Genomic DNA, 26,838 nt, shown 5'->3' with positions numbered 1-26,838 from the left:
GCGGAGGCTCATGCGCTTCGGGGTACCAAGGAGGGAAAGCGTATCGTTAGCACGGATGGTGGGAAACCGGTAATCTACGTGGTCTCCGATTCCATCGGTGAAACGGCTGAATTTGTCGTTCGCGCCGCTGCCAGCCAGTTTGACGGCCATGGCTTTGAGATCAAGCGAGTGCCCTATGTGTTGGATCAGAGCCATATCGAGGACATCATTGAAGAAGCGGCCGCACACCGCAGCATCATCGCCTATACGCTTGTCATCGACGAACAACGGGAGGCCCTGTTGCGATTGGCCCAGGAGCGCCAAATCCCGACGATCGATGTGCTGGGACCGACGATTGAACGGTTGCAGAAACTGACGAACTTAAAGCCGGCGCAAAAACCGGGATTGCTCCATCAGTTGGATGAGCAGTATTTCCGCAAGGTTGAAGCCATTGAGTTTGCTGTCAAATATGACGACGGGAAGGATCCCCGCGGGATCCTGCATGCCGATATGATCCTGATCGGCGTGTCGCGCACATCCAAGACGCCAGTTTGCATGTACTTGGCTCATAAACGGATCAAAGCGGCGAACGTCCCCCTCGTGCCTGAGGTGGCGCCGCCGGAAGAACTCTTCCAACTGCCGCGCCGCAAGGTGGTGGGCCTGACGATCTCTCCGCAATTGCTCAACGGCATCCGGACGGAGCGTTTACGCGCCCTTGGCCTGGCCGGCAACGCCGATTACGCCAGCCACCAGCGTATCTTGCAGGAACTGGAGTATGCCGACAGCATCATGAAACGTGTCGGTTGTCCCATCATCGATGTGACCAACAAAGCGGTCGAGGAAACGGCCGCTCGAGTGTTGGAATATTATTACCGGGGGGAACGGAATGTCTAAGAAATGGGTCTACCTCTTTGAAGAAGGTAAAGCGGAAATGAAATCCCTGCTGGGCGGAAAAGGGGCCAACCTGGCCGAGATGACCAATATTGGCCTGCCTGTGCCGCCGGGGCTCACCATCACCACCGAGGCCTGCAACGCCTATTACGAATCCGGAAAAGATTTTCCCGAAGGGCTGATGGACCAGGTCAAGTCCGCCCTGGCCAATGTGGAAGCGAAACTGGGCAAGATGTTCGGCGACGCCGAAAATCCCCTGCTCGTTTCGGTTCGATCGGGCGCCGTGTTTTCCATGCCCGGCATGATGGACACGATCCTGAACCTGGGTCTGAACGACGAGACTGTCAAGGGGTTGATCAAGGCAACCCAAAACGAGCGCTTTGCCCTTGACTGCTACCGCCGGTTTATCCAGATGTACTCCGACGTGGTCCTCGGCGCTTCCCACGCTGATTTTGAACATATCCTGGAAGACTACCGGGAACGCCAGGGTGTTCGTTATGACAACGAGTTGTCGGTGGAAAGCCTGAGCGCCCTGATTGAAGAGTATAAAACCATGGTCCGCCGCACGACCGGGCAAACCTTCCCGCAAAACCCCATGGATCAACTGGAAGGGGCGATCCGGGCCGTCTTCTCCTCCTGGAACAATGACCGCGCCATTGTTTACCGCAAGATCAATAAAATCCCCGACAACCTCGGAACCGCCGTCAACGTTCAGACGATGGTCTTCGGGAACATGGGCAATGACTGTGGCACCGGTGTGGCCTTCACCCGCAACCCGTCGACAGGGGAAAAGACCCTTTACGGCGAGTACCTGATCAACGCCCAGGGCGAAGACGTCGTTGCCGGCATTCGCACACCACTACATATCTCGCGCATGCAGGAAGAATTGCCCGCTTGCTTTACCCAGTTTGTCGAGATCTGCGGCATCCTGGAGCGGCACTACCGCAACATGCAGGACATTGAGTTCACCATTGAACGGGGCAAACTCTGGATGCTGCAAACCCGTAACGGCAAACGCACCGCCGCCGCTGCAGTGAAAATCGCTGTTGATATGGTCCAGGAAGGCCTGATTAACAAGGAAGAGGCTGTCCTGCGCGTTGAACCGGAACACCTCGATCAACTGCTGCACCGCCGCATCGACCCGTCGGCCAAACTGACGATCATCGCCAACGGCCTCCCGGCCTCCCCTGGCGCCGCTTCCGGCACTGTCGTCTTTGACGCCGATGAGGCGGAAGACCTCGGCAAAGCAGGGGAAAAGGTGATCCTGGTCCGCATGGAAACGACGCCCGATGATATCCATGGCATCGTTCAAGCCCAGGGGATCCTGACCAGCCGCGGCGGGATGACCTCCCATGCCGCCGTCGTCGCCCGCCAGATGGGCAAACCCTGCGTCTGCGGCTGTGAGGCCCTGCGCATCGACTACAACCGCTGCGAATTCGCTGTCGCCACCGCCGACGGCGGGATCAAGACCTACCGCAAGGGCGACGTCATCTCCATCGATGGCGCCACAGGCCGGGTTATCGAAGGCATCGTGCCCATGCTCGAACCGGAACTGACCAAGGAATTCCGTGTACTCCTTGACTGGGCCGACGAGATCCGCACCCTGGGCGTTCGCGCCAACGCCGACAAACCGGTAGAAGCGGAAATGGCCCGCAACTTCGGCGCCGCCGGTATCGGCCTCACCCGGACAGAGCACATGTTCATGGCCCAGGAGCGTCTCCCCATCGTGCAGGAGATGATCCTGTCTCAATCACTGGAAGAGCGGGAAGTGGCGCTGTCGAAGTTGCTGCCGATGCAACAGGGCGACTTCTACGGCATCCTCAAGGCCATGGCTGGTTTCCCTGTCTGCATCCGCCTGCTTGACCCGCCGCTCCATGAATTCCTGCCCAACCTGGAAGACTTGCTCGTCGAGACGACGCGCCTGCGCTGCGCCATTGAGACCGCAACCGGCGACGCCAAAGAGGCCCTGCTTGATGAACTGAACGCCAAAGAGATTTTGATGAAGAAGGTTCGCGCTCTCCATGAGTTCAACCCCATGCTCGGCCACCGCGGCTGCCGTCTGGGGATCACCTACCCTGAAATTTATGCCATGCAGGCCCGTGCCATCTTCCAAGCAGTGGTTCAACTGGTCAACGAAGGTTTCGAGGTGGAGCCGGAGGTTGAGATCCCGCTGGTGGCCGAGGTCAAAGAGCTGGCTTACCTGCGCAAGGTTGTTGAAGAGACGGCGGAAGCGGTCATGACCGAGTCGGGCGTCAAGTTCGACTACAGCGTCGGCACCATGATCGAAGTGCCCCGGGCGGCCCTGACGGCTGACCAGGTAGCCAAAGAAGCCCAGTTCTTCTCCTTCGGCACCAACGACCTGACCCAGACCACCTTCGGCTTCTCCCGCGACGACGCCGAATCGAAATTCCTCGGCATCTACACAGACCGGAAATTGCTGGCCGAAAATCCCTTCGTCGTTCTTGATCGGGAAGGTGTGGGCAGTTTGATGAAGATCGCCGTGGAAAAAGGCCGGGCTACTCGTCCCGACCTGCTCGTCGGCATCTGCGGCGAACATGGCGGCGAACCCTCGTCGATCGAGTTCTGCCACCTCATCGGCCTCAACTTCGTCTCCTGCTCCCCCTACCGGGTGCCCATCGCCCGTTTGGCGGCGGCTCAAGCGGCTGTCCGGAACGCCTAGAAAGTGCTCAACCCTTTGCAAAAAATGTGTCGTTAGGCAATGGGAACGTCCTTCTCCGGGCATACTAGGTTCATGATTGAAGTATATGAAGATGACCTCTTTCAGGCCGATCTGCCCGGAGAATGGATTCCCACGGCCACGTGGAAAAAAAAGGGCGGAAAACTACAAACGAACAGACATAATCCACCGGCACACCTGCATACACTATAATGGATGTTCTTTCCAACGCAGGTGCGGCAGCGGAGCCACTGCGTGTCATTCCTTGGCAAAAGCCAAGGATTTTTTTTATTTGTTTAGCAGGAAATAAGTGTAACTAATCTTAAAAGTTAATAATTAAGGATTAAAAAGTAAACACAAACATAGAGAAGAGAGGACGATTCTGTGGAATCCAGCGAAGGCGATTTCGGATTATTGCGATACTATCAAGCCCTAAAAAAGTACAGACCGATGATTCTCACTGTCACCTTGCTGTCTTTTGCCATCACCACGTTGGTGAGTTTTTTTGTTATTGCTCCAGCCTACGAGGCGAAACTGGTACTGCTGATCTTACGAGCGGGAGACGCCAAGCAGACCGGGCCCGTTTCCGACAATTTCAACTTGGAAGAAGTCATCTCGTCCGTTTCCAAGATGCCGCAGTTTACGATGCAATCCTACGTCGCGCAGGTGCAAACGGATACAGTGCTGCAGCGTGTGATCGACAACATGGGTTTGCAAGAATACAACACGACTCGCTTAAAAAATCAGGTGACCGTCGCCATGATCAAGGATACCAACTTGATCGAAGTAAAAGTTGTTGATTCTGATCCGGAGTTTGCCAGAGACGTGGCCAACACCCTGGGCAATGAGTTCGCAGACTATGTGACAGAGATGAACATACAAAAACTCACAAAATCGGGCCACCTGTTGGAGCAGCAGGCCAACGAAGAGGAAAAAATGCTCCAGAAAGCGATGGAGGATTTAAACAATTTTCTGGCCCAACCGAAAAACGCAAATGTGCTTGATCAGGAGGGAAAAAACCTATCTGAACTGCTGACTCACTACGGGAACGCAAAGATACAGGCGGAAATTGACGTGCAACAATTGAGCGCGCAAATTGTTGAGTTGGAAAAGCGGATCGCGGAAACGCCTCAAACGGTACATAGGGATCGCGGCGCCCTTCAAAGGATTGAAGCTGATTCCACGCAAGTGGAACAGATCAATCCCGTCTATACGATGCTGAAAACAGAACTAACCCAAAAGGCGACCCAACTGGCAGGAAAAAAGGCGGAACTGAAAACGCTGGTCGCATCGATTGCGGAGATCGACGCCAAGTGGAAATCCATCCAAGAAGAGATAGCGCCCAAACAGACGGAGTACGAACGGTTAAAGAGAGAAGTCGAACGGCATACGAACACGCGCAATCTGCTCATGGAAAAGGTGACAGAGATCCGGATCGCCCGGTTTATCAATCAAGGGGAAACAACGGTCAAGGTTGCGTCCCCGGCGATCACCCCCACAACGCCCTTTAAGCCCAATAAACAAAAAAATATGGCCCTGGGACTGTTGGCAGGGTTGGTGCTATCGTCATTTCTTGCCATCGCCTTGGAGTTTTCCAGCGATATGATAAAAAAAAGAGATTGTACAGGGTAGCTTTTTTTAGAGACAGCCATTCGAGCTGTCTCTTATTGTCCCCATTGCACACAAAAGCGGCGTAAATGAACGTCTCAATTACGCTTACATCGGTGGGTACGATCATATATTTATTTGGGTGGGGAGGACGCCTGGTAAACAAATGCTACGGAGCAAGGTGTGACAGGGAGTGATCGAATTCATTATGTACAGCAACCCTACCTGTGAAGAGAAGATGTTTCTTCAGGATTGCCTGGCAGTGCGATGTTTTGACCTTTTCGTCGGTGCTTTGATTTTTGTCATCGTACTGCCCGTCATGCTGGTTATCGCCGTTGCCATCAAACTATCGTCGACAGGCCCTGTTTTTTTCGTTCAGAAACGTCTTGCTCAGGGAGGTAGGGTGTTTCCCTGTCTTAAATTTCGCACTATGGTCTCCAACGCGGAAGATGTCTTACGGGAAGCTTTGGCGAAGGACCCACAAATGAAAGCGCAGTGGGAGAAATATTTTAAACTGAGAAAAGACCCACGGATTACGCCCTTGGGTCGCTTTTTGCGCGCTACGAGTCTTGATGAACTCCCACAGATCATCAATGTCCTAAGAGGCGAAATGAGCCTTGTCGGACCGAGAGCGCGACCACTCTATGAGCGGGAAGGGCAGGAGAAAAATCGACTGTTTCAACTCGGATTGACGGTTAAACCGGGGATGACGGGCTTGTGGCAGGTCTCTGGCAGAAGCAAGCTCAATTTCGATCAACGGATCGAACTGGAAGCATGGTACGTGCAGAATCGCTCCCTTCGATTGGATTTAACGATCCTGGTGAAAACGGTGGGGATTGTCCTGAGGGGCGACGGAGCCTATTGATCTGATTTGCCTGTTCACACTCGGGTTCGGAAGGATGGGTCATTTGCAAAGTAAGCGGATTCTTGTCGCCGGAGGCGCCGGGTTTATTGGTTCCCATCTCTGTGATGCTTTGATTCAAGATGGCCATGAGGTGATCTGCCTGGATAATTACTATACGGGCAGTCGAGAAAATGTGCGCCATCTCATCGATCACCCCCGGTTTTTCCTCGTCGAACATGATGTGGAAGCACCGTTGGAGATGGCTGTAGACGAGATCTACAACCTCGCTTGCCCCGCATCTCCCAAACACTACAGCCGCCGGCCGATCAAAACACTGCGGACCAATGTATTGGGTTCATTAACGCTGTTGGAGTTGGCCAGCAGGAACCAGGCGAAGATTCTGCTGGCCTCGACGAGCGAGGTTTATGGCGATCCAGAGGTTCATCCGCAGCGGGAGGGGTATCTCGGCAACGTCAATCCTATCGGACGAAGGGCTTGTTATGACGAGGGAAAGCGTTGCGCCGAGACGCTGTTTTTCGATTACCACCGTGAAAAGGGAGTCAATATCCGGGTGGTAAGGATATTCAACACCTACGGCCCGCGGATGAACCATGACGATGGGCGGGTGATCAGCAATCTGATCGTGCAGGCCCTTGCAGGCGGGGAGATGACGATTTACGGAAAGGGGAAGCAAACACGATCCTTTTGTTATGTCGATGACCTTATCGAGGGGATGATGGCGATGATGAACGGCCCCGACCTCTTCCCGGGGCCTGTCAATCTCGGAAATCCGGCCGAAACGACCATTCTGGAGCTGGCTGCCCTGATTCGCGCGTTGACGGGCAGCGCTTCCCCCTTTGTATTCAAGTCCCTGCCAGAGGACGATCCGATGCGGCGTCGACCAGACATCACCTTGGCCCGAGAACGGTTGAACTGGCGACCGAAAACGGGGCTGGAAGAGGGGTTGCGGAGGACGATCGATTTTTTTCGGAGTGAGAGGGAACAAGAGGTCTATGGAACGATATCGGGGTGAAGAGAGAGTGGGCGAAAGGGGCTGTCTGGGCCCTTTTGGAACAGGCATCGTTTTCGGGGAGCAACTTTCTCTTTGGGCTCCTATTGGCACGTTGGCTCAGCCCTGATCGCTATGGCGCCTACGTGCTGGCCTATGCGCTCTTTCTCTTCTTAGCTGGCGTACATAATGCGCTGATTCTGGAACCGATGAGCGTCCTCGGGCCGTCAAGGCAGGGGCAACAATTGGACGACTATTTTTCGATTCAATTGCGACTGCACTTCTTGCTCACGGCGCTGCTCGCCGTCGTCGTGGCATTGAGCGGATTCGTCCTCTTTTGCGCATGGCCACAGAATCCGCTTGGCATGGTGCTCACCACCTCAGGATTGACCCTGCCGCTGATCTTGTATTACTGGACCCTTCGCCGACAATTGTATATCTCAGGAAAAATCGGTTATGCGGTGATCAGCAATGGGCTTTACGCCGGCCTGACCCTCGTGGTCGCTACGAGGGTCCACCAGTGGGGCCTGTTGACGCCCGAAACGGCCTTTCTCATCATGGGCGCTGCCGGAACGGTGGCAGGGTGTATACCGATTCCTGGACGCGGTCGCTGGTGGAACGGGTTGACCCCTTGGGCGGACATGAAAAGGACCCTTCAGGCCAACTGGATGTTTGGCCGGTGGTTGCTAGGCGCGTCCCTGCTTGCGTTGGGATCAACCCAGGCGCAGACCCTGTTGTTGGGGTGGTGGGCAGGCGCCGAAGCGGCCGGTATCCTGCAGGCGATGATGAACTTCATGCTTCCCATGACACAGACGGTGACTGCGGCAAGCACATGGATGCTGCCTGTCTTTGCCCGCGATTTTGGTGAAGGAAAGCTGGCGCAGCTGCGAAGCAACAGCCTTGTCATGATGGTTTTGCTCACCGCCTGCGCCCTGGCCTACTGGCTGCTCTTGTGGGGCGGCGGCGATCTATTGGAGCGGTTGATCTATGGAGGGCGTTACGTCGGATATGTTTGGCTTATCCCCATCATCGGCCTCGTTCCGGTGATCACGGCCGCCGCAGCGGTGTATTCGGTCACCCTTCGCGCCTTCCAGCGTCCTGACCTGCATTTTGCGACGATCGCTCTTCAAGCGGTGACGGGTTTGTTGACGGCGCTGTGGATGATTCCCCAATGGCGCGTTGCCGGCGCGGCATACAGCATCGTGGCAACCTATCTCATGGCTGGGTGGATGACTTACATGATGTATCGCAAGGCCCTAGCCGGCTTGGATGAAAAAAATGTTTCGGAGCGAACGGAATGACCAGGACGCGCTTGCTCCTGCTCTCTGGGACGCTTAGCCTTGCCGTCGCCGGAACTGTCACCAGCGGTTGGGGGGGAGCGGTTGTTGTCGCGGTGTTACCCTTGATCGCCCTGGGGGCTGTGTTGACTTGGCCGATTCCCTCGGCCCTTCCCGTCTACTTGGTCATGGTTGTCTTTGTCGAAACGCTCAAACGAATGATTTTTTTGTTCGATCCTGCTGACAGTTTTATTCAGTATATTCCCTTGGCTTTAGGCCAAGGGGTTACCCTGACGCTGGGGTTGCGCGGATTGGCGGAACGGATCGGCGCCGGGGTTTTTGACCGGATAGACAAAGCCTTTCTGTTTTACCTGTCGACCTACGTTCTTGGTGTGCTTGTGAATGAGTTAAACCGCCCGTCTTTTGCGATCATGGTGATTCTTTATTTTCTTCCGCCCCAGTTGGTTTTTTTCGCCTACCGTTGCGTCACTGAAGACGTTTCCCTGCGGCGGATTTTGCGGGTGATGGCGGGACTTGGCCTTTTTGCCGGCGCTTACGGCGCTTACCAATTTTTCTATGGGCCAAGCCCGATTGACCTGGCGTGGGCGGACTACTCTCGCGCCTTTTCCATTCAAGCGTCTAACGTGTGGAGAGCCTACACCTTTGATGAGATCATGCGGCCCTACTCGTTTTTTGCCGATCATTTTTCTTACGGTTACTTTCTTGTGGCGGCCATCATCTCCTGGTTCGCCGTCCACTGGACCAAGCCGTCCGGGAGCCGCCTCATCACCGGCGTTTTTCTGGTTTTCTCCCTGGCATTGGCGCTGACCCGAACGGCCTGGATCTCCTTGCTGCTTTCCCTCTTCGTCTATGTATCGCTGCGGTGTTCGGGAGAACCCCTGCGGCGTAAGGCGGCCTGGCTGGTGATTCCCCTTTACGCAGCCCTGACCGTGTTGAGCGGGTGGGCCTATGACAACTTCTTTGAGCCGGAAGCTTTTGCTGACGGTCTGTCAGCGCAGGCCTTCAGCTTAGGCACCTTGAGCGCCCGCAAGGACGCGGCTGATCTGTTTATTAAAGCGGTGCCCGAACACCTTGTCCTGGGCGAAGGCCCCTCATCGGGCTTGTATGTGCTGAGCGCCAAGTTGTCGGGCAACTTGGAAGAAGAACTTGAGAACGCGCAGACCGATGACGGCCACAATTTTCTCGTGCATCTGCTGATTGCCGGCGGCGTTCCCGGTCTGGCCGCTTTTTTGGTCTTCTATTTCTTGTGTTTGCAACAGGCGCTGGCGCAGGGGCAAGGGCGACTTTGGTTGCCAGCCGTGTTGATCGGCCTGTTTTTGGCTGGCGTAACTGCTGGACCCACCTTCTTCAATGCCTTTTTTTTGGCGTGGTGCGGCTTCGCCTGCCACCCTCCCCCGAAAGGGGCCGATCACGAAGTAAGGGGTACGAATGCCATTGATTCGACTGTGTATCGTCAGTTCCCATCCGATTCAGTACCTGGTTCCGCTGTGGAGGGCGCTGAATGACCACCCCCAGTTGGAGGTGGAGGTTTTTTACGCCTCCCAAGGCGGGGCTATCGAGGCAGTGTTCGACAAGGACTTCAACCGCCCTGTCCGGTGGGATGTGGACCTGCTGAGCGGCTATTGCCACCGCTTCCTGGAAAATCGACCCTGGGCATGGTTAAACTGGCGGTTTCAATACCGCTGTCCCGGTGTGAAGGATGCCTTGGCGAGCGGGCGATTTGATGCGTTGCTGCTCCTGGGCAAGGAGTATCCCTTTTACCTCGACGCCTTTCATGGAGCCCTTGAAAAAGGCATCCCCGTGCTCTACCGGGCGGACACGCCGCCGCCCAAAAGGGGGCTGTTGCGTTGGCTCGCTGATAAACACCGGCGTTTCTTCTATCAGAAAGTCGCTGCTTTCGGTTGTGTGGGAAAGGAACAGTATCATTATTACACCGCCTATGGCGTTGCCAGGGAAAAGATGTTTTGGACGCCCTACTGTGTCGACAACCGCTTTTTCGCACAGGCCCGCCAGACCGCGTTGCGGGAACAGATTCGTGGACAACTCGGTTTTTTGCCGGCGCAACGGGTCCTGCTTTTCTGCGGAAAGTTAATTCCCTTAAAACGGTTTATCGATGTGATTCAAGCCTTTGCGAAGCTTCGAGAACGGGAGCGCTATGGGTTGCTGGTCATCGGCGATGGTCCGCTCCGAGCCGAATGGGAGGAACGGGTTCGACAGGAGCGGCTCAGAGGCGTCCAGTTTGTGGGATTTAAAAACCAGAGCGAGTTGCCCGCTTTTTACGGGGCCGGCGATTGCCTGATCGTACCGTCCAGCCGGGAGACATGGGGGCTTGTCGTCAATGAAGCCATGAATCTGGGCCTTCCCATCATCGCCAGCGACCAGGTAGGTTGTGGACCCGATCTGGTCCGGGCGGGAGAGAACGGGTACGTTTATCCCGTCGGCGATACGCAAGCCCTTGCGGAGCGCATCGACACTTTGTTTGCCAGTGAGGAAACCAGATCGGCGATGGGGGAGCGCTCGCGCCAAATCGTGGATGAATACTCTGTCGAAGCCAATGTGCAGGGGATCTGGAAGGCGTTGCTGTTCGCTTTGGGTGAAGCGAAAGTCGGATAAACAGGGGGGTAAACCGTTGAAAGACGAGGCGCTGCCGACGACGGCAGAACAGGTGATTGAGCAGTACCACAGCATCCTTCGGCGGGAACAGGCGCTGGAGCCCGAGACAGAAGCGGTGGTCTTTACGACCTTTTCCCGGACGATCGAGGATTGGCTGCCCCGAGACAAGGAGGCTGCCATTTTGGAGATCGGGTGCGGGGAAGGCGCATTCCAAAAGTTCCTGCATTCGAAGGGGTACACCAACCGCTACGCCTTCGACTTGTCTACAGAAAACGTCAGCGTCTGCCATGGCCGAGGGCTTTCTTACGTCTGCCGTCACGACGCGCTGCAACTGTCTGATTTTCCCGGGCCGGAACAAGGCTGGGATCTGATCGTCTTCATCGACCTGCTGGAACATTTGCCGAAGCAGGAACTATCCCGGTTCATGACCGTTGTGCGGAAGCGGTTGCGGCCGTCGGGGAGCGTGATTTTGCAGACCGTCAACATGGCCTCGATCGCCGGGCTCTATTACCGCTACAATGACTTGACCCATGAGCTGGGTTTTACCGAAAACAGCATCTGCGATCTCCTGATCGCTTCCGGTTTCCCTCGCCCATCGATCGAGGTGGCGCCAGCCTGGAGCGCCGCTACCTGGTTGGGCCGATTGCGAGAAAAGTATCTGGGTGGACTTCATCGGCTGATCTACCTGGCTGACGGGCGAGGGGCGCCGTCAATTCCGACGCGGAACCTGCTCGCGCGGGCCAGACCGATGGCGGAGGCGAGCCAAGGGGAGGGACGGCAGGCATGAAAGCGCTGATGATCAACCTATGCGCCTATTCTCGGACAGGCGGGATGGAGCGCTTCAATCAGCGGATTGTCCGCTCCCTTACCGAGATGGACGGTGTGCAGGCGAGGGTGCTCTCCCTGTGGGATGACGATTGCCCAGCAGACCTGGGGGAGCATGTGGCATACAGGGGCTTTCATTGCAACAAAATCCCCTTTCTCCTGCGCTTCATCGGCGAGTTGTTGCGCTTTCGACCGGATGCCGTGCTCGTTCAGCATGTGTTCTTCGCCTGGCTTCACCCGCTGATTTGTCTGCTCTGCCCGGGCGCGGAGATTCTGCTGTTCGTCCACGGCACCGAGGTCTGGGATCGACCGTCGCCGCTGTTTCGCCGGCTGGTGTCGCTTGCCGATCGGATCGTGTCGGTCAGCTTGTATACGACAAGCAAGATGGCTGAGGCCTACGCGATTCCGGTGTCGCGCTTTCACCTGTTGCAAAACGTCTTCGAACTCCGCGACTTTTCCTCCGATGACGCGGTCGATCTAGAAGAACGATTCCCATGCCTCTTCCGGGTGAACGAATCAACGGTGCAATATCGACTCCTGACAGTTACCCGTCTGGCCGATCGCTACAAAGGGGAACGGGAGACCATCCTGGCCTTGCCGGCGATCCTGCGCCGTTTTCCCGACACCCACTATTACATCGTCGGTAAGGGACCCTTGGCGAGCGCCCTGCGCGATCTGGCAAGGAAACTGTCTGTGGAGGACCATGTCCATCTTCTCGGCGCAGTAACCGATCAGGAACTGGCGAAAATGTATGGCGCCTGTGATGTCTTTGTCATGCCGTCGAAGGGGGAAGGCTTTGGCATCGTCTATCTGGAGGCGGCCGCTCATCGATTGCCCGCGATCGCCGGCAATGTCGATGGCAGCGTGGAAGCCGTTGTCGACGGCGAAACCGGCCTCTGTGTCAATCCCGATGACGTCCCGGCGATCGCTACAGCCGTGATCGACCTCCTGCAGGATCCGGAAAGGCGGCGGCAGATGGGGGAAAAGGGATACCGGCGTGTTGTGGAATCGTTCTCCCACGAACGGTTCCACCGCCAATTTGAGCGTATCCTCTGTTTACGGGGGGCGTCGGCCAATGCGGGTGCTCGTCATACACAACCGGTACCGTGACGCGGGGGGAGAAGATCGTTCATCCCAGGCGGAAGTGGAACTGCTGCGTCGTTTCGGCCACGAGGTCAAGGTGATCGAGCGCTCGAACCGGCAGATCGACAGCTACGGTTGGTGGGAGCGGCTCCGGCTCTTGGACCGGGCGGCATGGAACCGTGAAGCCCTCCGGGAAGTAGGGCAGGCGGTCCGAGATTGGCGAGCGGAGATCGTCCATGTCCACAATTTTTTCCCCCTCTTTTCGCCAGCGATTCACATCGGCGCCCGGCAAGCCGGCGCGGCGACGGTGCAGCACCTTCATAACTTCCGGCTGATCTGCCTGAACGGCGTCATGCTCCGCAAAGGCAGACGTTGTGAGCGATGTGTCGGTCGAACGCCTGTACAAGGGATTGTCCATGGTTGTTACCGCCGCTCCGTTTTTGCGTCGGCGGTGGTCGCCCACATGTTGCAGGTGAACCGCTGCCGAGACCTCTGGCGCGAGGCCGTCGACGCCTTTATCGTCCCGGGCGACCACTCGCGACAACTCTTTATCGCCGGCGGCCTTCCCGCCGATCGACTCCATGTAAAGCCAAACGTTGTTGACGGCCGGCAACGGGTGGGAATGGATATGACCGAAGGGGAAGAAGCCCTGTATGTGGGTCGGTTGTCAGAAGAAAAAGGGGTGGGTGTATTGCTGGATGCCTGGCCTGGCATCGGCCACGCCTTGACCATCACCGGCGACGGGCCGTTGCGAAGCCCTCTGGAGATTCGTGCGCAGGGTCTTCCGGTCACCTTTACCGGCGCCTTGCCAGCGGATCAGGTGATGGCTCGGATGCAGAGAAGCCGCGTCGTCATCGTCCCTTCCATCTGCCACGAAACCTTTGGACGGACGATTGTGGAAGCCTACGCCTGCGGGAAACCGGTCATCGCCAGCCGCTTGGGAAATCTGCCCGACATTGTCGTTGATGGGGTTACGGGATTTTTGGTTGAACCGGGAAACGCAGCGGATCTGGCGGATAAAGCGAAGCGCCTGCTGAACGATCGTGAACTGGCTCGCCGGATGGGCAAGGCTGCCCATGAGGCGTACCAGCAAGGGTTTACAGCGGAAAAAAACTACCAGGCGTTGATGTCGATCTACCGGGATGCGCTGAAGAGGAAGAAGGGATGATGGATACCCCTTGGCGATCGATTCTGGGCAGCCGCGTGGATGGGATAGATTATGGGTCTGCCATCGAGAACATCATCGACTGGGCGCGAAAGGGAGAATCGCGCTACCTGTGCGCCGCAACGGTGCACATGATCATGGAAGCCTTTGACGACAAGGTCTATCGGGATATGCTGAACAGCGCCGATCTGGTCGTCCCTGACGGCATGCCACTGGTTTGGATGTTGCAGGCGGAAGGGCTGAGGGGACAAGGCCGGGTCTATGGCCCGAACCTGACATTGGTTCTTTGTGAGGCGGCGGAGCGCGAGGGAATTCCGGTTGCTTTTTACGGTGGTTCTCAAGAGACGCTTCAGCGGCTCATCGTGAATATGAAAAGCCGGTTTCCCTCGCTGCCGATCGTTCACGCCAGTTCCCCGCCCTTTGCATCGGCATTGGATCAGGATCTATCCGATGTACGCCCACTGGCTGCGTCCGGCGCCCGCATCCTCTTTGTCGGCTTGGGATGTCCAAAACAGGAACGATGGATGGCGCGACGCAAAGGCCACCTGCCGATGGCCATGGTGGGCGTAGGCGCCGCTTTTGACTTTCACGCCGGAACACTTCGTCAGGCGCCTCCCTGGGTGCAGCAGATCGGGATGGAGTGGTGTTTTCGCCTTTTGATGGAACCATCCCGCCTCTGGAAACGGTATCTAAAACAGAACCCCCGGTTCCTTTTTCACGCCTTCCTGCAGTTGACCCGGTTGCAGCGATGGGCGATTCACGATCTTGCTCCTTTATCACCGGCAAAGCAGGAATCTTCAAGTCGCTTAACGAAATAATAAGATGGTTTGCACGATACTCTGATAAGGAGGCAAATCCGTGACCGTTGTTGGGGATGAATACGAAGTCTTTATCAAAAAGGTACATGGCAAAAGCGGATTGGACCTGTCTAATTACAAGCGCCCACAGATGGAACGACGAATCCGGACATTGGCGCGGTCACAAGGCGTCAATGATCTGCTCAGTTATTTCACCCTGATCGACCGCGACGCCGAGCAGTACCGCAAATTCATTGACCACCTGACAATCAACGTGTCGGAATTTTTACGCAACCCCGGCCAGTGGGAGATCTTAACCAACAAGATCCTGCCCATGTTGCAGAAGGAGAATCCTGTCCTGAAGGTGTGGTCTGCCGGTTGTTCCACCGGCGAAGAGCCTTACAGCCTGGCCATGACGCTGTTGGAATCGCGTTGTGACATGCGCAACAAGGTGCTGGCCAGCGATCTGGACACGGAAGTGCTCCGCAAAGCCCAGATCGGCATCTACTCCGACAAATCGTTGGCCAATGTTCCGCCACAACAGGTCTCCAGGTACTTTGAGGCCCAGGGCAGCGGCTTTCATCGGGTGAAAGATGACCTGAAACGCCATATCCGGTTCCAGCAGCAGAACCTGCTGAAAGACAACTTCGAATCCGGCTTTGACCTGATCCTCTGTCGCAATGTGGTCATCTATTTTACGGAAGAGACGAAGAGCCTGCTCTACAAGCGCTTCTATCAAGCCTTGCGCAAGGGGGGCATCCTGTTCACCGGTTCGACAGAGCAGATCTTTCAGGCTCGCGAACTGGGCTTCGGCACGGCAGCGACCTTCTTTTACCAGAAACTGTAGCAAGGGGGGCAAAACATGGACAAAGGCATGCTGGAAACAGTATGGATGGCCATCGCCCTGGTGGGCGTTTATTTTGGCTTCGGATATGGCTTCTGGTACTGGATGCGGGCCGACAAAACGGTGGACCGCCAATGGAAAGAAGCGAAACAGCATTACAAAGGACTTTTCTATTTGGGATGGCCCCTCGTGCTCATCGCAGTGCTCTTTGCGGGCGCCAAATCGAAAGTTGCCAAGTAGGAAGAGAAAAACCCCATCGCTTGCGGCCCGGGGGACCGGCAGCGATGGGGTTTTGTCTAAAAATCGGTATAAATAGGTAATAGGCGGGAATGATCCATTGGCAGATCTTTTTGGAAAAGGAGTCGACCCTGATGCCGATCTTTCGATTAGGCTCCCTGACGCCCCGGATCGATCCAGACAGCTTCATCGCGCCCAGCGCCATTGTGGGCGGCGACGTGATCGTCAAAAAAGGCGCCAGCCTCTGGTTTCATGTGGTCGCCCGTGGCGATGTGGGACAGCCGATCATCGTTGGCGAACATTCCAACATCCAGGACAACACGGTCCTCCACACGGACGCCTTCCATCCCACGGAGATCGGCGATTGGGTCACCGTCGGTCATGGCGCCATCATTCATAGCGCCCGTGTCGGCGACTATTGCCTGATCGGAATGGGGGCGGTGCTTCTCGACGGCGCTGTCATCGGCGAACACTCTGTCGTTGGCGCTCATGCCCTCGTCCCGCCGGGCAAGGAGTTTCCCCCCTACAGCCTGATCGTGGGCAGCCCGGCGAAGGTGGCGCGCACCCTAACGCCGGAAGAGGCGGAACGGTTCAAAGGCAATGCGCGCCGCTACGTCAGTCTCTGGCAGGAGAAATATAAGCAGGGGTTCCATTGGATCACGCCCCCTGGCAGCCTATTTCCGCAAGAAGGCGACTAGCGCTGATTGCGGGTCGGCGCCCAGACCATGGTCCCGTTGGATGTTCCAGGGACTTTGGGATCCGGTCCGGCGAGGAGAAAAACCCGTACGGGTCGCCGGCCAAAACTGACGGCCGATTCGTGGTCGGGCAGGAAGAAGTCCATCCGTCGACCACGGATCTTGCCGCCAATATCCTGGGCCTCGAAGACACGGCCAAAGCCGGGCACATAGATTTTTGTTCCCAAGGGGATCACATCAGGATCGACAGCCACCGTGTACCAGGGGATCGCTTTGTGACCAGTTTTCGTGATGCCGTCGCTCTTTCCGCAGCACTGGATACAGGCGTCATAGGCGGAGGCATCGACCTCCATGGGGGCCGAAAGGCGGTATCCGTTCATGGCCATTTGGGCCAACGTTCGCAAGGGCGCTTCGTCGTCGGACAGGGCTTCAAGCCCTCCTGACGCTGGAGCGGCAAAGGCCGACGCCGGGTGAACGGCCATGGCCACAGCCAGCAGGGAGAGCAGGAACCACCGGGTAAGGATGATGCATCATCTCCTGCAGCATAATGGTGGGAGCGTGGATGCTTTTAGCAAGCTGCATTCATTAGGGTATCACCGTCGCGTTCTTTTATGCGCAAATCCGAGAAAAGGGAAGTTTGTGGAAAAGAGGAATCGCTAAAAAGAGGTCCGAATGAACAAAATAGAGACGAATCCTGTCGCGCCTCCAGAGGAAACTGGAGGTGACGCTGTTTTGGGGATGTCCGGCCGCTTACCTACGGTGTCCGGCCTCGATGTGGCCAAGGTTCTTTCCCGGGACGGTTTCACACCGGTTCGGCAAAAAGGCAGCCACCTCCGGCTTGTAAAAGCGGGAGCGGGGGAGCTTTTGGCCGTCACCGTCCCGGGAAACCAGAAAGACCTGAAAAAAGGCACCCTGATGGGCATCTTGCAACAAGCCGGCCTCAGCAAGGACGAGTTTCTGGAACTTCTCTCGGCTTGACGGCCCCTGGTTGACGCCGCAGTCAGGGAAGGGGAGGCGCGGCAGGTTCTTTTAAAAGAGCAGGAAAACCATGCCGCCGGGTCGAAAAAAGGTCCTGCGGCATTTTCGCATGCAGGAGGACTGGACATGCCGGAACAGGATCATTATATCTTCGCCCTCGACATCGGAACCCGGAGTGTTGTCGGGATCGTCGCCCGAGCGGCAGAAGAAGGATTGGACATCATACATACCGCCATGGAGGAACACCGCCAGCGGGCGATGTTGGACGGTCAGATCCATGATGTGGTTCAGGTGACCCAGGTGGTTCGTCGCATCAAAGAGCACCTGGAAGCGCGGCTGGAGCAACCGTTGCGGGAGGTGGCTGTCGCCGCTGCCGGGCGGGCGCTGAAGACGTCGCGGGGGCGGGCGGGACGCAAATCGCCCTCCCTGCAGGAATACACGCCGGAAGATGTCCTGGGAATGGAACTGGCGGCCCTTCAGCAGGCGCAAAAGGAACTGAAGAGCGCCGGTGGCGACGCAGTTCGCGACTACCACTGTGTCGGCTACAGTGTTGTCAACCACTACCTCGAAGGACAGCCCATCGGCAACCTGGTGGGCCAGCGAGGACTTGCGGCGGAGATCGAAGTCATCGGCACCTTCCTGCCCCGGGTGGTCGTCGATTCCATGTTTTCCGTGCTCCAGCGCGCCGGGCTGGAGATGAAGAGCCTCACCCTGGAGCCGATTGCCGCCATCAACGTGGTCATCCCGCCGAACATGCGCCAACTGAACCTGACGCTCGTTGACATCGGCGCGGGAACCTCGGATATCGCCATCACCTCCGGGGGCACCGTGATTGCCTATGACATGGTCCCTGTCGCTGGTGACGAGATCACGGAGCAGATCTGTCAGAAATACCTGCTCGAGTTCGGTGAAGGGGAACGGGTCAAACGGGAACTGCAGTCCCTCGTGCAGAGCGCGCCCGGTAGGGAAGTGACCGAACTGGAGGGCAAGCAGGTCTGCGCCTGTGATGTCCTCGGCTTCGAACAGGAACTGGATGTCCGGGAATTGTTGGCCTCGCTGGAACCGACGGTGGAACACCTGGCCTGCCAGATCGCCGACAAGATCATCACCCTTAATGGCAAGGCGCCGCAAGCGGTCATCCTCGTCGGCGGCGGCTCCCTGACGCCGCTGCTGCCGGCGCAGTTGGCGCGCGCCCTTGGCCTGCCGCGGGATCGGGTCGGTGTCCGGGGGCGGGAAAGCCTCCGCGATCTGACGGGAAACCTGGAGAACATGAAAGGACCGGAGTTTGTCACCCCCGTCGGAATCGCTGCGACCTCGATCAAACACCAGACCCTCGGCTTTTACGAAGTCACCGTCAACGAGCAACCGGTGCGGCTGTTCAACATGCAACTGGGCACGGTGGGTGATGCCTTGCTGGCGGCCGGTGTCAGTCTTCGCCATATCCATGGCTTGCCCGGTCTGGCCATGACGGTGGAGGTGAACGGTCAGGTCAAAATCCTCCGGGGAACCCTAGGCGAACCGGCGCGCATCACCGTCAACGGCGAACCGGCGAAGATCGACCACTTCGTCCGGGCCGGCGATCAGATCCGTTTTGAAGAAGCCCGCAAGGGCGCTGATGGCGGCGGAACGATTCGCCAACTGGCGCCGGCCTTGACGCCGCTCGATCTGGTGATCAACGGCCAAGGGGTGCATATCGACCCGCCGGTCACTGTGAGCGGAAAAAAGGCGACCCTGGACACCCCCCTGGAGGACGGGGCGAAGATCCGCTACTTTCCCCTGGACACATTGGCCCAGGTGCTCGATGCAGTCGGCGATCTGGAGGCGTTACGGGCATCCCATTCCATCCGCTATGTCCTCAACGGCGTCGAAAAGCTCGTTCCTGTCTCCTTGCCGGAGGCGCGGATCAACGGTCAGGTCGTTCGTCTGGACAGTCCTGTTGCATCGGGTGATCGCATCGACATCCGCCCTTCCCGTGTAACCGGACTTACGTTAAAAGAGATCGTCGACCTGAAGCAGTGGGAAGGCCAACCCCTCCATGTCAGCATCAATGATAGGGAGTGGTCTTTCCCCGGGCAGGCGCCCGCCTTTACCCTCAACAACCAGCCGGCGACAGGGGAGGAACAGGTGAATGACGGCGATAACATCGTCGTCAAAGCCGGGCGTTCCGCCGACCTGATCCTGTCGGAATTATTGGCCCTGATCGATTTCGATCCCGCCCCGCCAGAGGGAAAGACCAAGCTGGACATGCGTGTCAATGGCTTTACTGCCGACTACGCCACACCCATCCCGGACCGGGGGCGCGTCGAACTGATTTGGAAATAAGGTGAATATCGGGTAAAATCCCCTCTTGTTGGCAAAACTACCGGCAGGAGGGGATTTTTTTCATGCAATCATTTATCTTGCGGCTGTTCGCGATCATTCTTCCTGTCTATCTGTTCCTGTCGGCGCTTTGGCCCGGCGGGCCCGGCCAAGCTTATCTGCTGGCCATGCTGGCGGCCATTCTCGTCTGGCCGTTCCTCCAGCAGATCGGACCGCTTTTTCGGCAGCCCGCCCAATTTGAGGAGCAAGCACCGTTACTGCGATCCCTTGCTGCGGAAAATGATAACCCCGGTGAAAACAACGCAGGCGCTTCCTCAGGAAAAGGACTGATCATCCGCCTGCTTGCGGTCAGCATCTGTCTGCTGCTGCTCGGCTGGTGGTGGAATATGCCCGGATACTACGGATTGATGGCCCTGTTCAACCTCATTCTCGCTGGATATCTGTTGTCACGATCCCATGGCGCGGGCTCCTTGCGGCGATTCTGAAATCCATTGTTTTGCTTAAGATACGGCGAACCCGGAGTTTACCCTCCGGGTTCGCACACTTCCGTATATGGGGATTGCAAGGGTGATCAGGCGTACACCTGTGGGTTCACCGGAGTCAAGGCTTTCCCGCCTGTCAGGACAGCGATGATGTTTTTCGCAGCGATTTCGGCCATGGCGTCGCGCGTTTCTACGGTGGCGTTTCCCAGGTGGGGGCAAAGCACCACATTGTCTAAAGCCTCCAGTCCCGGCGTGATCTTTGGTTCAAACTCATAGACATCAAGGGCCGCGCCGGCGATGGTCTTGTTGCGCAACGCCTCAAGCAGGGCGGCCTCATCGACAAGGGGACCCCGGGCGGCGTTGATCAGAAACGCCGTCCTTTTCATCATCTGCAGTTCTCTTGGGCCGATCATATGGCGCAGCGATGGGTTGTAACTGATGTGGAAGGTGAGAAAATCTGCCTGTGTGATCACCGATTCCAGTGGCGCGTATTCGGCGTTAAATTCCTTCTCCAGTTCGGGGCTGAGACGGTTCCTGTTGTAGTAGAGGACTTTCATGTCAAAGCCCTTGGCCCGTTTGGCGACAGCCTTGCCGATGTTGCCCATGCCGACGATGCCGAGCGTCTTGCCCGTCACTTCGGTACCCAGGTGGTAGAGGGGCGCCCAGCCGGTAAAACGGCCGGCCCGCGTGTTTTTGTCGCCTTCCACGATGCGGCGGGCGATCGACAGGATCAGGCCTCAGGTCAGTTCTGCCGTAGCGTCAGTGGAGACGATGGGTGTGTTGGTGACCGGGATGCCGCGAGCGGTGGCGGCAGTCACATCGATATTGTTGAAGCCAGCGCCATAGTTGGCGATAACCTTCAGATTGAGCGAACCAGCGATGATATCGGCGTCAATACTGTCCGATAGGAGAGAGAGCAAGGCGTCCTTGTCTTTTAGCCCTTCAAAAATTTCTCCTTTGGATAAAAGACGGAGGTCATCATGCATCGTCACATCGAATTGACGGGAGAGCATCTCGTAGGCGATGGCAGGGATCTTCCCGGAGATGAACACAGTGGGCTTCATTCAACAGCACTCCTCGTTACGGCAGTATCCATGGCTTGCCTGGCTTCGGCAACTTGTGGGTAACTGCTCAATGATCTATCAATCACATTCTAGCGCGTGATCGAATACATGAAAAGCAGGTAATGCCATCTCCCCTCATGGCTCTTCGATATTACCTATCCCCTGGTCCTCGTCTTTCAAAACGCTTAAAAACATGGAAGAGATCGGATGCATCAAGCTGAAAGAGAAAGAGGAGAAAGGGCTCTCAAGAAGGAAGAAATATAGACTCTGTCGAAATGACAAATAGGGCATCGACTATACATCGTTACGATAGAAAGGACATCGTCCATGAAAGTACAAGTCAAACGGCTTCATCGCGAGGCAATCCTTCCACAAAGACAGACCCGGTTATCCAGCGGGTTTGATCTGCATGTCTTGGACGCTGTTCTTCCGGAAAACGCTGGCGATCCCTATTATGAGCAGTTCGATTCCATTCGCATCTTTCCCGGCGAGCGCATCTTGGTTCGCACAGGAATCGCCATTCAAGTGGGGGAAGGGATGGAGGCTCAAGTTCGCCCGCGCAGCGGTCTCGCCTTGCGTCACGGCATCACACTGCTGAACAGCCCTGGCACTGTTGATGCTGACTATACGGGCGATATCGGGGTTATTTTGATCAATCTCGGTGACAAACACGTGGATATTCGCAAGAGGGATCGGGTAGCGCAACTGGTGTTTCAACCGGTGTACCATCAGGTAGAACTCGAAGAGTCGGACAACCTGGATGAGACGGAGCGGGGAACAGGCGGTTTCGGTCATACGGGGATTGCCGCTCAACCGTAACCGAACGAATCTCTGTAAACAATCCGGTATTATTCACTTTTTTGATTGTATAGTATTTGTTTAACCATTGGAAAGTCATTATAGAAATGTCTTCTTGACATAGAATGCAATAGTAATTACAATGTGTTTTATGGGAGAAACAGTGCGAGGGTTACGGAATGCAAATAACCGATGTGCAAATCACGCGAGTGCAGTTGGATAAAATCAAAGCGATCGCGTCGATTACACTGGATGACGCCCTGATCATCAATGGGATTAAGGTGATTGAAGGGCCGGAAGGGCTGGCCGTCGAAATGCCCCGGCGCAAACCCTTCACTGAGGGGATCCGGTATACGGCCCATCCAACCAACAAAGAGGCCTGGGAGTACGTGACCCAAACGGTCATCAAGGCCTTTCGGAAAATGGAATACATAGAAGTGTAATGCGCCATCCCACCGGTCTCTACCGGTGAGAAAGATAAAGGGAAGGTGTGTGCCGGTGAGAATCACAGATGTACAGATCCGGAAACTTTTCGATGACAGTGATATGAAAGCCATCGCATCGATGACGATTGATGATATGTTTGTCATTCATGACATCAAGGTCATTGAAGGGGAATCGGGGCTGGTCGTCTCCATGCCGGCCATCGCGCAACCGATTTCAACGCAGGTGAAGTCCACCATCGCCGAGGTGATCCTCCGTTCCTATCAGGGCGCCCTTGCCGATGATGATCTGTCGATTGAGCAGTAAGGAACATAACGTGGTGGGAAATTTGTAATGCCCCTTTCCGATTGGCCGAACAAAACCTTTACAAAGATTATTAAAATTCATCATAAGTCTGTTGACTCTATCAAAAAATGTTGTAAAATTATGATTATATAATAGCTTTAGGGGGTGCGAGGATGAACATCACGGAAGTCAAAATCCGGAAAGTGAATTTGGAAAACACAGTAAAAGCCATTGTCTCGGTTACGATTGGCGACGAATTTGTCATTCACGACATAAAGGTTGTGGAAACACCGAAGGGGATCTTTGTGGCCATGCCGAGTCGAAAAACACCGGATGGGAAATACCGTGATATTGCTCATCCCATTTCCCAAGAAGCACGTGCTATCTTATCCGAAGTTGTTTTAGAGGCCTTTCAGTCCGCCACAGGTGAGAAGGAGCAAGTTGCCCTGTAATCGCCGAAAAAGTAGATGAACTCATATGATTACAGTAACCCAGGCCGAACGGTCTGGGTTTTTACATTCCACGATTAACGTAGATGAACTTAGTAAATTTGATTGGAATGGGAAAGATATTCATAGATAACGTGCGGATTGAGGTGTGTTCGTTTTGTCGGAACGGCAACAGGAGATACGAAAAGAACGGAAAGCCGACCAACTGGTCGCTTTAACCGGTACGCTAGCAGCTTGTGAAAAAACAGCCCAGCGGATTCAGGATTTTTTAGACGAGGTCAAAGCAAGTGGCATTAAGCCTCCCGTCGAAGTGTATAAACTCTTAGAAGAAGAGATGGACACCCTGAAGTCCCTGGCCAAGGAATTCGAAGCGGATATTGAAAAAATGAAAAATGCCGAATCAGGTGACCGATAGTATCCGAAAAAGCCTCGTCGCGTATTGACGAGGCTGGGAATGGGGCAACCACTTGAAGAGGCAGCAATCTGGTTAAAGCCGTTGGAACGCTGTTCACCGTGGTCCTCGCGGCCCCGGACCGTAGGGAGGCCGTGGACCCGGGTAGGGCGGACGAGGAGGATAAGGAGGAAATGGAGGATAATAGATAGGGGGACGCGGGTATATCGGGTATGGGGGGTAATAGGGAGGATAAGGTGGAATGGGAGGATAGGGTGGGTAGGCGGGATAGTAGGGCGGATAATAGGTCCCAAAGGGCGGGTAATACCAGTTTGGTCGACGAGGCGGCTGATTGTGGCTCACGCTCATCCCTCCTTGTTCAGAAGAGGCAGTGTGTTGAAGCATTCAGGCGCAACCGGTGAGGCTCTCCATCCTGGAAACAGGGCGGATGATCGCCCCAAGCAGATTATTCCGTCACAAACGAAAGCGTTACAACGCAGCCTTGTTCTAAGGCAAAATATCTCCGTGAGATGACAAATCAGTTAAGGAGGCATTTATGTTTTCCATAGAAGAAGTAATCCAAGCCATGGACGCCAGCAATCTGTCTGTCTTTGAAAAGCAAATCCTCAAACTACGGTTTGGGATCGGTCGACCACAGCCGTTGACGCTAAAGGAACTAGAAGAAACACAGGGAGTAACCCCATGGGCTCTTCGCCAGATCGAGGCGAAAGTGATTCAACAATTACATAGGAGTAAATGATGCTAGATCAAACAGAAGCAAGAAACCGTCTAATGGCCCTAATGGCCAGCAGACGGTTTCTTGCTTCTATCCATTTTTGATCCTTTTCTCCCGTAATTTACACGTGATAGTCGATCTCGTCGATGGTGGATTCCAAAATTGATATGGTTTTTCGGATTTTTTTGCCTTTCTCATTATCTTTGTTTGCGTCTTCGCTATTTTTTAATTCAGCTATCATCGACTTGAGCTGCTTGATAACTTGTAACACAAAAAAGCCTCCTTGTTTAATGGTCAACAGGTCTGGTGAATCTTGATGCTGTTCTATCAAAACTTACGGTTGAGAGAAATGTTCACACGGTGGGAAAGGAGCGCGAGATGCGGGATAAAAGCAAGATAGCAGATGAGGCTACCTCATTACTTCCAAGTTCTTTAGGATGTCCTGCAACTCCTGAAAGGTGATTTCCCCTTTTGCATACCGCCTTTTTGCGACTTCGGCCGGTGAGGTAAACCTTTTATAGGCAAGATAAGCTCCTATGATCAGTAAAATGAAAATGCCTACTTTAACGAACAGAAGTAAAAAAACTATAAAGATGGAACCTATGGTTAACTCTAACATGTCGAGCATTAGGCACCTGCCTTTCGGAAATCTTCTCGTCACCATTATAACAAACTAGGCATGAGTAGGCCTTTTCATGGCAAAAAAATATCCCTAAGGTGTCATAATTTATTGCTCTAGTGGCATCCTATACCAAGTTCGGTACGCTTTTCAACTCTAGGTATTAGGTGAGGAATAAAAATGAACACTGCGGATTTAATTCGTGATCTCCGACTCCAGCTATGGGGAATTATATACCCACAATGGCGAGCTGATCTTTTTTCAACTCGTTGGTGGTTTATCGTTATCGTTATTGCGGTTAGCTACATGATATGGTGGAAATATGTGGATAAACATAGGCTATCCAACATACTGTTATTCGGTTCTTTTATAGCAGTATCAAGGATTATCATGGATGATGTTGGGGCATCGATTGGGGGATTCGTGTATAGTGTTAAGCTGCTACCGCTCGGTCACTCATTATTTCTTAATGATTTGACGGTGTTTCCATTGATATCTATGCTCGTTTACCAATACTGTTCAACATGGAAATCCTTCATATTATGGACGACTATTACTGAAACTATGTTGTGCTTCCTATTTTTACCTTTGCTTTCTTCGTTTGAAATCTTTCAACTATATACGTGGAAATATTATCACACTTTCTTGATTATGTGGGTGGTTATGATTGTAATGAGAGTGGTAATGTTGGCTGTATTATGGTTTGAACAGCAGGATGACGAATTCAAACGAGCAGATCGTTAAGGGCTTTCCGCTTTGTAGGACATAACTGAGTGTGATTTCTGTTAGGTTATCGTAGGCGAACTTGATTTGAGTTGGTTAACGAACACAAAAAAAAACAGGAACACAGGAGATGTGGGATATGAAGATTCATCGAATAGATCATGTGGGTGTAGTTATAAATGATCTTTCTGTGGCTAAAACGTTTTTTTTAGATTTTGGACTTGAATTGGTAGGGGAAAGAGAAGTGGAAGGGGAATGGGTGGATAGGGTTGTTGGACTTAATAACGTTAAAGCAAAATGCGTAGTTTTCCGGACGCCAGACGGTCAGGCTAATATAGAGTTATTTAAATTTTATAATCCGTCGGATGATCAAGGTATTCTAAAGCCCTCTGCAAATACGCTGGGTATCCGCCATATTGCATTTGCTGTTAAAGACATTGAAGCTATTGTTGCCAAGTTGAAAAAGAAGGGAACGGAAATCTTTAGTGAGATACAGCAATATAAAGAGAGCTATAAGGTATGTTTACTTCGTGGTCCAGAGGGGATTATTTTGGAGTTGGCTGAGGAAATCAAATAAGTGCGATACTATATTCGGTTCCTCGCATGAGCCTTTAAAACAGTCGTTGTTTCTCTCTCCCGTGGTAAATATGGAACGCATCATAAACAATATGATGACGTGGTTTGATATAAGCGAGAATAGATTAAAGATGGAAAAAAGTAGTTTCGACACCTATTGGACAATCACTTTATTGGGATTACTACTGCTATGTGAAAGAACACCCCATTGTTGCATGGAATAATCCAACGTCAATTCTCTATGGCTCAGAAGATAACTTATGTGAGTTTGATGTGGTATCAGCATTTGCAAAACACTTCAACTGTGATTTGCAAGTAATGGAGCAGGGAGAACACTATTTTCACACTAAAGAACAAATGGAATTTTTTAGACATTGGCTAAAGAAACATATATCTCTCAAGTAAATGA

At 54.4% G+C, this 26,838-nt stretch carries 30 protein-coding genes and 1 pseudogene; 27 read left to right on the top strand and 4 right to left on the bottom strand.

From position 1 onward, the window contains the following. The first annotated feature begins 72 nt into the window (after nt 1–72). The 15 genes from GTO89_RS14540 to GTO89_RS14470 all read left to right on the top strand — a co-directional run bounded on the left by GTO89_RS14540 (nt 73) and on the right by GTO89_RS14470 (nt 16,568). Nucleotides 73–873, top strand: a complete 801-nt coding sequence (locus GTO89_RS14540; RefSeq protein WP_328793925.1) for a pyruvate, water dikinase regulatory protein — start codon at nt 73–75, stop codon at nt 871–873. After that, nucleotides 866–3,550 (top strand): pyruvate, phosphate dikinase, encoded by a 2,685-nt coding sequence (gene ppdK / locus GTO89_RS14535; RefSeq protein WP_161262820.1) that lies wholly within the window; start codon nt 866–868, stop codon nt 3,548–3,550. Before GTO89_RS14540 ends, ppdK begins: the two co-directional genes overlap by 8 nt. Nucleotides 3,551–3,931: 381 nt before the next feature. Beyond that, the gene (locus GTO89_RS17880; protein WP_161262819.1) at nt 3,932–5,179 is read left to right on the top strand and encodes a GumC family protein; all 1,248 of its coding nucleotides are present in this window, start codon (nt 3,932–3,934) and stop codon (nt 5,177–5,179) included. A gap of 169 nt (nt 5,180–5,348) precedes the next feature. After that, a complete protein-coding gene (locus GTO89_RS14525; RefSeq protein ID WP_328793923.1) occupies nt 5,349–6,020 on the top strand; it encodes a sugar transferase in 672 nt (223 codons plus the stop codon). Between the two features lie 43 nt (nt 6,021–6,063). Further along, nucleotides 6,064–7,032 (top strand): UDP-glucuronic acid decarboxylase family protein, encoded by a 969-nt coding sequence (locus tag GTO89_RS14520; protein WP_161262818.1) that lies wholly within the window; start codon nt 6,064–6,066, stop codon nt 7,030–7,032. Continuing rightward, on the top strand, nt 7,029–8,309 hold the full coding sequence (locus GTO89_RS14515) for a lipopolysaccharide biosynthesis protein (RefSeq protein ID WP_161262817.1): 1,281 nt from the start codon (nt 7,029–7,031) through the stop codon (nt 8,307–8,309). The genes GTO89_RS14520 and GTO89_RS14515 overlap by 4 nt, the downstream gene beginning before the upstream one ends. Then, on the top strand, nt 8,306–9,811 hold the full coding sequence (locus GTO89_RS14510; protein ID WP_161262816.1) for an O-antigen ligase family protein: 1,506 nt from the start codon (nt 8,306–8,308) through the stop codon (nt 9,809–9,811). The genes GTO89_RS14515 and GTO89_RS14510 overlap by 4 nt, the downstream gene beginning before the upstream one ends. Further along, nucleotides 9,741–10,919, top strand: coding sequence for a glycosyltransferase family 4 protein (locus GTO89_RS14505; protein WP_161262815.1), 1,179 nt, complete (start codon nt 9,741–9,743; stop codon nt 10,917–10,919). Before GTO89_RS14510 ends, GTO89_RS14505 begins: the two co-directional genes overlap by 71 nt. Before the next feature lie 16 nt (nt 10,920–10,935). Then, nucleotides 10,936–11,706 (top strand): class I SAM-dependent methyltransferase, encoded by a 771-nt coding sequence (locus tag GTO89_RS14500; RefSeq protein WP_161262814.1) that lies wholly within the window; start codon nt 10,936–10,938, stop codon nt 11,704–11,706. Continuing rightward, nucleotides 11,703–12,854 (top strand): glycosyltransferase family 4 protein, encoded by a 1,152-nt coding sequence (locus GTO89_RS14495; protein WP_161262813.1) that lies wholly within the window; start codon nt 11,703–11,705, stop codon nt 12,852–12,854. Before GTO89_RS14500 ends, GTO89_RS14495 begins: the two co-directional genes overlap by 4 nt. Next, complete coding sequence (locus GTO89_RS14490; RefSeq protein WP_161262812.1) at nt 12,820–13,995, top strand: glycosyltransferase family 4 protein; 1,176 nt, start codon at nt 12,820–12,822, stop codon at nt 13,993–13,995. The genes GTO89_RS14495 and GTO89_RS14490 overlap by 35 nt, the downstream gene beginning before the upstream one ends. Then, nucleotides 13,992–14,810, top strand: coding sequence for a WecB/TagA/CpsF family glycosyltransferase (locus GTO89_RS14485; RefSeq protein WP_161262811.1), 819 nt, complete (start codon nt 13,992–13,994; stop codon nt 14,808–14,810). The genes GTO89_RS14490 and GTO89_RS14485 overlap by 4 nt, the downstream gene beginning before the upstream one ends. Before the next feature lie 40 nt (nt 14,811–14,850). Beyond that, entirely contained in the window at nt 14,851–15,636 is a 786-nt protein-coding gene (locus GTO89_RS14480; RefSeq protein WP_161262810.1) for a CheR family methyltransferase, read from the top strand. 15 nt (nt 15,637–15,651) lie between these two features. After that, nucleotides 15,652–15,873, top strand: coding sequence for a hypothetical protein (locus tag GTO89_RS14475; protein WP_161262809.1), 222 nt, complete (start codon nt 15,652–15,654; stop codon nt 15,871–15,873). Between the two features lie 131 nt (nt 15,874–16,004). After that, nucleotides 16,005–16,568, top strand: coding sequence for a gamma carbonic anhydrase family protein (locus tag GTO89_RS14470; RefSeq protein WP_161262808.1), 564 nt, complete (start codon nt 16,005–16,007; stop codon nt 16,566–16,568). Here the strand turns inward: GTO89_RS14470 and GTO89_RS14465 are convergent. Further along, nucleotides 16,565–17,047, bottom strand: coding sequence for a 3D domain-containing protein (locus tag GTO89_RS14465; RefSeq protein ID WP_161262807.1), 483 nt, complete (start codon nt 17,045–17,047; stop codon nt 16,565–16,567). The two genes, GTO89_RS14470 and GTO89_RS14465, sit on opposite strands and share 4 nt — an antisense overlap. Before the next feature lie 190 nt (nt 17,048–17,237). Here GTO89_RS14465 and GTO89_RS14460 point away from each other — a divergent pair, with 190 nt between their 5' ends. The 3 genes from GTO89_RS14460 (at nt 17,238) to GTO89_RS14450 (ending at nt 20,347) form a co-directional block, all read left to right on the top strand. Further along, complete coding sequence (locus GTO89_RS14460; RefSeq protein ID WP_204758265.1) at nt 17,238–17,543, top strand: type II toxin-antitoxin system HicA family toxin; 306 nt, start codon at nt 17,238–17,240, stop codon at nt 17,541–17,543. 126 nt (nt 17,544–17,669) lie between these two features. Continuing rightward, a complete protein-coding gene (locus tag GTO89_RS14455; protein WP_161262806.1) occupies nt 17,670–19,865 on the top strand; it encodes a cell division protein FtsA in 2,196 nt (731 codons plus the stop codon). Between the two features lie 62 nt (nt 19,866–19,927). Beyond that, nucleotides 19,928–20,347: a hypothetical protein gene (locus GTO89_RS14450; RefSeq protein ID WP_161262805.1), complete on the top strand. Its 420-nt coding sequence runs from the start codon at nt 19,928–19,930 to the stop codon at nt 20,345–20,347. An 86-nt stretch (nt 20,348–20,433) separates the two neighbouring features. Here the strand turns inward: GTO89_RS14450 and GTO89_RS14445 are convergent, their stop codons facing one another. Together GTO89_RS14445 and GTO89_RS17475 are read right to left on the bottom strand one after the other, a co-directional pair. Continuing rightward, the gene (locus GTO89_RS14445; RefSeq protein WP_235920496.1) at nt 20,434–21,072 is read right to left on the bottom strand and encodes an NAD(P)-dependent oxidoreductase; all 639 of its coding nucleotides are present in this window, start codon (nt 21,070–21,072) and stop codon (nt 20,434–20,436) included. A gap of 9 nt (nt 21,073–21,081) precedes the next feature. Beyond that, entirely contained in the window at nt 21,082–21,408 is a 327-nt protein-coding gene (locus tag GTO89_RS17475; RefSeq protein ID WP_235920492.1) for a Rossmann-fold NAD(P)-binding domain-containing protein, read from the bottom strand. A 327-nt stretch (nt 21,409–21,735) separates the two neighbouring features. On the opposite strand from GTO89_RS17475, the gene dut reads away from it, so the two are divergent. The 6 genes from dut (at nt 21,736) to GTO89_RS14415 (ending at nt 24,535) form a co-directional block, all read left to right on the top strand. Beyond that, on the top strand, nt 21,736–22,227 hold the full coding sequence (gene dut / locus GTO89_RS14440) for a dUTP diphosphatase (protein WP_161262804.1): 492 nt from the start codon (nt 21,736–21,738) through the stop codon (nt 22,225–22,227). A 158-nt stretch (nt 22,228–22,385) separates the two neighbouring features. Then, on the top strand, nt 22,386–22,649 hold the full coding sequence (locus GTO89_RS14435; protein ID WP_161262803.1) for a SpoVG family protein: 264 nt from the start codon (nt 22,386–22,388) through the stop codon (nt 22,647–22,649). 55 nt (nt 22,650–22,704) lie between these two features. Beyond that, nucleotides 22,705–22,956 carry a SpoVG family protein gene (locus GTO89_RS14430; protein ID WP_161262802.1) on the top strand — a complete coding sequence of 84 codons (252 nt, stop codon included), beginning with the start codon at nt 22,705–22,707 and terminating at the stop codon, nt 22,954–22,956. 152 nt (nt 22,957–23,108) lie between these two features. Further along, nucleotides 23,109–23,387 (top strand): septation regulator SpoVG, encoded by a 279-nt coding sequence (spoVG, locus tag GTO89_RS14425; protein ID WP_161262801.1) that lies wholly within the window; start codon nt 23,109–23,111, stop codon nt 23,385–23,387. 154 nt (nt 23,388–23,541) lie between these two features. After that, complete coding sequence (locus GTO89_RS14420; RefSeq protein WP_161262800.1) at nt 23,542–23,799, top strand: hypothetical protein; 258 nt, start codon at nt 23,542–23,544, stop codon at nt 23,797–23,799. 532 nt (nt 23,800–24,331) lie between these two features. Beyond that, nucleotides 24,332–24,535: a hypothetical protein gene (locus GTO89_RS14415; protein WP_161262799.1), complete on the top strand. Its 204-nt coding sequence runs from the start codon at nt 24,332–24,334 to the stop codon at nt 24,533–24,535. A 97-nt stretch (nt 24,536–24,632) separates the two neighbouring features. On the opposite strand, the gene GTO89_RS14410 is transcribed toward GTO89_RS14415, so the two are convergent. Then, entirely contained in the window at nt 24,633–24,782 is a 150-nt protein-coding gene (locus tag GTO89_RS14410; RefSeq protein WP_161262798.1) for a hypothetical protein, read from the bottom strand. 528 nt (nt 24,783–25,310) lie between these two features. Between GTO89_RS14410 and GTO89_RS17995 the strand changes: the two genes are divergently transcribed. The 3 genes and pseudogenes from GTO89_RS17995 to GTO89_RS17470 all read left to right on the top strand — a co-directional run. Then, the gene (locus GTO89_RS17995; protein ID WP_407929498.1) at nt 25,311–25,874 is read left to right on the top strand and encodes a CBO0543 family protein; all 564 of its coding nucleotides are present in this window, start codon (nt 25,311–25,313) and stop codon (nt 25,872–25,874) included. Between the two features lie 118 nt (nt 25,875–25,992). Further along, nucleotides 25,993–26,430: a VOC family protein gene (locus GTO89_RS14405; RefSeq protein ID WP_161262797.1), complete on the top strand. Its 438-nt coding sequence runs from the start codon at nt 25,993–25,995 to the stop codon at nt 26,428–26,430. Nucleotides 26,431–26,452: 22 nt separating this feature from the next. Then, a pseudogene (locus GTO89_RS17470) lies at nt 26,453–26,834 on the top strand (alpha/beta hydrolase); the annotation flags it as partial. Nucleotides 26,835–26,838: the final 4 nt, after the last annotated feature.

The organism is Heliomicrobium gestii, from assembly GCF_009877435.1.
GTDB classification, from domain to species: Bacteria; Bacillota; Desulfitobacteriia; order Heliobacteriales; family Heliobacteriaceae; genus Heliomicrobium; species Heliomicrobium gestii.
This window is presented reverse-complemented; position numbering and strand designations above follow the sequence as displayed.